Here is a 4,112-nt window from a genome sequence, read left to right as displayed (position 1 = left end):
TTCAGGTTGAGCATGACCGCCGCGATGCGTTCCAGCCCGGCGCCGGTATCGATGGAGGGCTTGGGCAGCGGGTTCAGCTTGCCCGAGGCGTCGCGGTCGAACTGCATGAAGACCAGGTTCCAGATCTCGACGTAGCGCCCGCACTCGCAGGGGAACGGGCAGTCAGCGTGGCCTTCCTGCGAGGCCGCCGCGCCCATGTCGTAGTGGAGCTCGCTGCAGGGACCGCAGGGGCCGGTGTCGCCCATCTGCCAGAAGTTGTCCTTCATCCCCATCTCGAAGATGCGCTCTTTGGGGACGCCCTGCTCCACCCAGCAGCGGTGCGCTTCCTCGTCGCGGGGCACGCCCTGCTCGCCCTTGAAGATGGTGGCGTACAGGCGGTCTTTGGGGACGCCATACCAGTCCTTGGAGGTCACCAGCTCCCAGGCGAAACGGACGGCGTCCTGCTTGAAGTAGTCGCCGAAGGAGAAGTTGCCCAGCATCTCGAAGAAGGTGTGGTGGCGGGCGGTGAAGCCGACGTTCTCCAGGTCGTTGTGCTTGCCGCCGGCGCGCACGCACTTCTGCGAGGTGGTGGCCCGCTTGTAATCCCGCTTCTCCAGCCCCAGGAAGAGGTCCTTGAACTGGTTCATCCCAGCGTTGGTGAAGAGCAACGTGGGGTCGTTGGCGGGGACAAGCGACGACGAGTGCACGCGCTTGTGTCCCTGCTGCTCGAAGTAGCGCAGGAACTTCTCTCGGATCTCGGAGCCGGTGAGCATGGGCCAGTGAAGTAGTGATTCTAACAGGCGGGGAAGGGCTCTTAGCGCTTAGCCATTAGCGTTTAGCCACACCTTCCCTCACGTGAGCTGACCGCTAACCGCTTTGCTCCTCCGACTCCAGCGCGGTCAGGACCTCGTCGTCCACATGCCAATTCTTCAGGATGCGGATGATGGTGCGGCTGGTGAAGCCCGCCCGCCTCAGGGAGCGGAAGATGCGTGCGGCCTGCTTCTCATCGGTCGGCTTCCTCAGATTTTTCCGGCGGAGATAGGCGCGGGCGAGTTGCTCCTCATCGCTGCCGGCGTAAGCGGCGGAGACCGCCTTGTCGATCACCTCGCCGTGCACGCCCTTGGCTTTCAGGTCGGCGATCACCCGCATCCGGCCGAAGCGCTCGTTCTCCTTGCGGTAGGTGGAGTAAGCGGCGGCGTAGGAGGCGTCGTTCAGGTACTTCTGTTCTTTCAGTTTGATGATGACCGCCTCGACCAGGGCTTCTCCCTGGTCGCCGGCCGCGACCCGCTGGCGCAACAGGCGCTTGAGTTCGGCCACCGAGCGCATCTTCCGCCCCAGCGCCCCGACCGCGTACTCGTAGAGCACGCCCGCATCTGACGTCTTCTTCGACCGGAAGCCCACAGGCTGAAAATACCACTCCCTAAGATGGGCGTCATCCTGAGGGAGTCCTGGAAGGACGACCGAAGGATCTCGCGTGCACGACCGATGGCCGATGTGGGACACGCGAGATCCTTCGGGCCTAAAGGCCCTCAGGATGACGTCGGGTCTGAATATGGTTGGTAAGACAAAAAGACCCGCGCCGCAGCGCGGGTCCAGTTGCCGATGGGGTTAGTGCCCGAAGCCGGCCTGCTGCATCTCGTCGCGGGCGGCGTCGGCGGTAGAGCTGATGCCCTGCACGCGCAGCTTGAAGTCGTCGGGGTTCGACGCATTCTCCAGCGCGGTCTCGTAGGAGATCAGGCCCTTGGTGTAGAGCTCGTAGAGCGACTGGTCGAAGGTCTGCATGCCGTACTGGGAGACGCCGGCGGCCAGCGCTTCCTTGATGCTGCGGGTCTTCTCCGGGGTGATAATGCATTCCCGGATATAGGCGGTAGTGACCAGCACCTCGACCGCGGGCACGCGGCCTGGGCCGTCGGCGCGCTTCACCAGGCGCTGGCTGACCACGGCCTTGAGCACCGCCGCCATCTGCATGCGGATCTGCTTCTGCTCCGGGGGAGGGAAGACGGAGATGATGCGGTTGATGGTCTCCACCGCGTCCAGGGTGTGCAGGGTGGAGAACACCAGGTGGCCGGTCTCGGCGGCGTGCAGCGCGGTCTGGATGGTCTCCAGGTCGCGCATCTCGCCCACCAGGATGGTGTCGGGGTCCTGGCGGAGGCTGGCGCGCAAGGCGCTGCCGAACGAGGGCGTGTCCACCTCGACCTCGCGCTGGTTGACGAACCCTTTCTTGTCGCGGTGCAGGAACTCGATGGGGTCTTCGATGGTGATGATGTGCTCCGGCCGCGAGGAATTGATGCGGTCGATCATGGCCGCCAGGGTGGTGGATTTGCCCGAGCCGGTCACGCCGGTCACCAGCACCAGGCCGCGCTGCTCTTCGCAGATCTGCTCGATGATCTTGGGCAGGAAGAGCTCGTCCAGCGGCTTGATCTTGGTGGGAATGACGCGCAGCACCAGGCCGACGTTGCCGCGCTGCTGGAAGACGTTCACACGGAAGCGTCCCAGTCCGGCCACGCCGTAGGCCATGTCGAGCTCGGCATTCTCTTTGAATTTCTGCTTCTGGCGGTTCGACATCATGCTGAACGCCATGTTCAGCATGTCCTCGGCCGAGATGCGCGGCTGGTCGCTCAGCGGGACCAGTTCGCCGTCCACTCGCACGTGGGGGAAGTTGCCCACTTTCAGGTGCAAGTCCGAAGCCTTACGCTCCATTGCGATCTTCAGCAAATCATCGATATGCATAGCTGGTCTCGTCTAGGGGAGCTGTTCCAAGTGGGGGGAAAAGTACCACGTTCTGAGGCTGGAGTACAGAGCGCATAGTACATAGAGCATAGAAAAAACGGGGCCGACCTCAGGCCGGCCCAACTGTGGACGATGCGCTATGAGCTATGAGCTATGCGCTCTGGACCATGCGCTAGACCGTGACTGGCTGCCTGGCCTGCACCGGCACCGGCGTGAACCAGTGGTGGCGGTCCGGCGCCGCGCCTTGCAGGATGGCGAAGAACTCCTTCTGCAGGCGCTTGGTGACCGGTCCGATCTTGCCGTCGCCGACCGCGATCTTGTCCACCGAACGGATGGGCGTGATCTCGGCGGCGGTGCCGGTAAAGAAGACCTCTTCGGAGATGTAGAGCATCTCGCGCGGGATCATCTGCTCGACCACCGGGATGCCCAGCTCCCGGGCCAGTTGCAAGACGCTGTCGCGAGTGATGCCGGGCAGCACCGAATTCCCCAGGGGCGCGGTCAGCAACGTGCCGTTGCGCACCAGGAAGAGGTTCTCGCCCGAACCCTCGCTGACGTAGCCGTTGACGTCGAGCGCGATGCCTTCGACGTAGCCATTCACGATGGCTTCCATCTTGATGAGCTGCGAATTCATGTAGTTGGCCCCCGACTTGGCCATCGCCGGCATGGTGTTCGGCGCCAGCCGGTTCCAGGAAGAGACGCAGACGTCCACCCCCTCGTCGGCCTTGCCGCTCCCCAGGTATTTCCCCCACTCGTAGTTGACGATGTACACGTCGATGGGCGAGTTGAAGGGGTTCACCCCGATCTGGCCGTAGCCGCGCAGCACGATGGGGCGGATGTAGCAGGGAACGATGCGGTTGGCGGCCACCACCTCCACCATGGCGCGCACCAGTTCGTCGCGGGTGAAGGGGAGCTCCATACGGTAGATCTTGGAGGAGTCGAGCAGGCGCTGCATGTGCTCGGCGGCGCGGAAGATGCCGGCCCCGTCCTTGCGGGCGTAGCAGCGCACGCCTTCGAATACCGCGGAGCCATAGTTCACCACGTGGGACATGACGTGCAGGGTGGCGTCGTCCCAGTTGATCAGCTTGCCGTTGTGCCAGATCTTCTCGGTCTTGTTAATCGCCATGCGAGGCGCTCCTTGGGGGACGGTGGGTCGGTGGCACTGCTGGATTAGAGTGTGGTCGGGGCCCGCGGAAGCAAGAAAAAATCCCCCCGTACGATGCCGGCACTGCCGCTACGGGAGTGAAGTCCTTCCCCACTGCGTTTGGACGAATCACGAGACATTATACGAGCGACTGCCAAGTGTCACAATGGGAAGTGAGTTGCGAACCCATTCATCCCATCAAAACTACTTATCGAGGCTATTTCGATTAAAGGGAAGGGCTACTGCCCGCCGCCGGCCATGG

4 protein-coding genes are annotated in these 4,112 nt (G+C 63.2%); all 4 read right to left on the bottom strand.

Features of this window, described 5'->3' with window-relative positions; all coding sequences use genetic code 11:
* A partial coding sequence (locus tag VMS96_00115) for an alanine--tRNA ligase-related protein (GenBank protein ID HVP41801.1) occupies nucleotides 1-752 on the bottom strand: 752 nt, incomplete at its 3' end.
* A 94-nt stretch (nucleotides 753-846) separates the two neighbouring features.
* Complete coding sequence (locus tag VMS96_00110) at nucleotides 847-1,380, bottom strand: regulatory protein RecX (protein HVP41800.1); 534 nt, start codon at nucleotides 1,378-1,380, stop codon at nucleotides 847-849.
* A gap of 207 nt (nucleotides 1,381-1,587) precedes the next feature.
* Entirely contained in the window at nucleotides 1,588-2,709 is a 1,122-nt protein-coding gene (locus tag VMS96_00105; GenBank protein ID HVP41799.1) for a type IV pilus twitching motility protein PilT, read from the bottom strand.
* Nucleotides 2,710-2,881: 172 nt separating this feature from the next.
* On the bottom strand, nucleotides 2,882-3,832 hold the full coding sequence (locus tag VMS96_00100; GenBank protein HVP41798.1) for a branched-chain amino acid transaminase: 951 nt from the start codon (nucleotides 3,830-3,832) through the stop codon (nucleotides 2,882-2,884).
* Between the last annotated feature and the right edge of the window lie 280 nt (nucleotides 3,833-4,112).

The sequence above is a fragment of the Terriglobales bacterium genome, from assembly GCA_035543055.1.
GTDB lineage: Bacteria > Acidobacteriota > Terriglobia > Terriglobales > Acidobacteriaceae > JAIQFD01.
The sequence above is the reverse complement of the archived record's forward strand: the minus strand, read 5'-3'. Positions and strand labels throughout refer to the sequence as shown.